Raw genomic sequence first — 2,301 nt, 5'->3', positions numbered from 1 at the left:
GTAAGCGTTTAATTAACCACACGTTCTAATTCCGCTCTACCTTTGTCATAGTTTTGCCAACCTAACGGAGGAACTATGACTCAATCAGAAAAACATCAACATTGGACAGCTATTGTCTCTAATCAGCAAGAAAGCGGACTTTCTGTTCCGCAGTTTTGCAAAGAGCACGACATCAATTACGCTACTTTTCATTATTGGTTGAAGAAACTCAAACAAACTGATGATGAGCAGGTTGCCCATCAAGTGGTAATGAATGATCGTCCACCTTTAGGTTTGGAGGCGGTTGTTGTACATCTACCTAATGGACTTAGAGCGGAACTGCCAACCTCATTGCCACTGGCACAAATTCAAACTTGGCTTAAGGCGCTGCAATGATCCCAAGTGGCGCGGTCTATCTCGTTTCTGGTATCACCGATATGAGAAAGTCGATTGATGGCCTGTCTCTTATTGTCGCGGATGTGCTAGAAATGGATCCATTGAGCAGCGCGTGGTTTATCTTTTGTAATCGTGGTCGAGATAAAATCAAAATTCTCTTTTGGGACACCAACGGATTTTGGCTCTATTACCGCCGACTAGAAAAAGGCCGCTTTAAGTGGCCAAAACCTACCGCTGCGGGCCATATCCATATCTCTACTCAACAACTTAACTGGCTATTATCTGGGCTAAATATTGAAAACCCTAAGGCTCATCAGCCCCTTTATGGCCGAGAAGTGTGAGCTAGAATACTGATCCCCAAATTGGGCTTGAACGATCCTTTTTCGCTGTCAGACTAAGTGGAAATGATAGATAACGAGCCCTTACCATGACCGACCTTCCTGATGATGTAGAACAACTCAAAGCGATGCTGCTTAAGCTTCAGGAAGAGAACAGTGCACTCAAAAAAACGGTTGACACTCAAGCAGAGGAAGTCGTTGAGTTAGAAAACAAAATGCAGTTGCTCCTTGAGCAACTTAACCTGAGCAAATCTAAACGCTTCTCAGCCAAAAGCGAAAAAGAGCCCAAAGGCACTTTCAACGAAGCCGAACAGCAAAATGCACTGCCAAAGTCGGACCCTAAGCATCATAAAAAAGGCCGAAAATCACTACCAGCCGAGCTAGAGCGCGAAGTGCATCAACACACGCTCAATGCCCCTTACTGTGAATGCTGTAATGAACCACTCCATGAATGCGGCACTGAAGTCTCGGAAGAGCTAAAAATCATCCCTCAGAAAGTCAGTGTCGTGCGGCATGAACGCACTAAATATGCTTGCCGTCAGTGTGAAAAGGCACAAACCAGCAGCAAAATTATCACAGCGCCTCGACCTGCCAATATGATCCCGAAAAGCATGGGTAGCCCTGAAGCCTTCGCGGCCGTCGTGACAGCAAAATATGTCGATGCGCTGCCGCTTTATCGCCAAGTCGAGATATTAAAGCGTTCTGATATCGACTTAAGCCGTGGAACACTCGCCAACTGGTGTGTGCAACTGGGCAGTAAAGTGAATGTCATCGTTGAAGCAATGAAAGCCCATTTACTGAATGAGAAGCTCATCTGCGCCGATGAAACCACCGTTCAAGTGCTACGAGAGCAAGACCGAAGTGCTCAGAGTAAATCTTACATGTGGGTTTACCGTAGCGGCGAGTTCGTTAAACAGCCTGTGGTCATTTACGATTATCAACCAAGTCGTGCAGGACAATGCGTTAAAGACTTCTTAGGTGATTACTCTGGTTACCTGCTTACCGACGGTTACCAAGCTTATAACGGTCTCAACAATGTTAGCCAAGCAGGTTGCTTAGCGCACGTAAGACGCAAGTTTACCGATGCACAAAAAGCCCAACCGAAGAAGAAATCAGGCCGAATAGAAAAGGCCATCAACTTCATCGCCAAGCTTTATGGCATTGAGCAAGAAGCCAAAGGCTTAAGTGCTATCGAAAGGCAGCGGTTACGCCAACAAAAATCAAAGCCTATCTTAGACAAGTTCCACGAGTGGTTGCTGGAAAGTCAGGAAAAAGTGCTGCCGAAAAGTCAGTTAGGTGGCGCTATCAATTACACGGTCAACCAATGGCCTAAGTTGCTCACCTATTTAGAAGATGGCGACATAAGCATTGACAACAATGTGACTGAGCGAGATATCCGCCCGTTTACAACGGGGCGGAAAAACTGGATGTTCTCAACCTCAGTTGAGGGCGCGACAGCGAGTGCTAACTTGTATAGTTTGGTGATGACTTGTCGTGCAAATAACATCAATCCATATTACTACTTCGTGCACTTATTCAAAGTGCTGCCGATGCGATCGCCACAAGATGATCTGACCGATCTTATGCC

At 45.9% G+C, this 2,301-nt stretch carries 3 protein-coding genes; all 3 read left to right on the top strand.

Annotation, left to right across the window (positions count from 1 at the left end; all coding sequences use genetic code 11):
* Positions 1–75 precede the first annotated feature (75 nt).
* Positions 76–375: an IS66 family insertion sequence element accessory protein TnpA gene (tnpA, locus tag M9196_RS23155; RefSeq protein ID WP_250619864.1), complete on the top strand. Its 300-nt coding sequence runs from the start codon at positions 76–78 to the stop codon at positions 373–375.
* Complete coding sequence (tnpB, locus tag M9196_RS23150) at positions 372–716, top strand: IS66 family insertion sequence element accessory protein TnpB (RefSeq protein ID WP_250619863.1); 345 nt, start codon at positions 372–374, stop codon at positions 714–716. The genes tnpA and tnpB overlap by 4 nt, the downstream gene beginning before the upstream one ends.
* Positions 717–802: 86 nt before the next feature.
* Positions 803–2,301 (top strand): IS66 family transposase (gene tnpC / locus M9196_RS23145; protein ID WP_250619862.1); only part of this gene is annotated, 1,499 nt, incomplete at its 3' end.

This window comes from Vibrio methylphosphonaticus (assembly GCF_023634655.1).
GTDB lineage: Bacteria > Pseudomonadota > Gammaproteobacteria > Enterobacterales > Vibrionaceae > Vibrio > Vibrio methylphosphonaticus.
Note: the sequence above shows the minus strand (reverse complement) of the source record. Positions and strands in the feature narration are given on the sequence as shown.

Bases quoted from the DNA above. Each gene is read 5' to 3' on its own strand.
- tnpA (WP_250619864.1), top strand. From the start codon at position 76: ATGACTCAATCAGAAAAACATCAACATTGGACAGCTATTGTCTCTAAT.
- tnpB (WP_250619863.1), top strand. From the start codon at position 372: ATGATCCCAAGTGGCGCGGTCTATCTCGTTTCTGGTATCACCGATATG.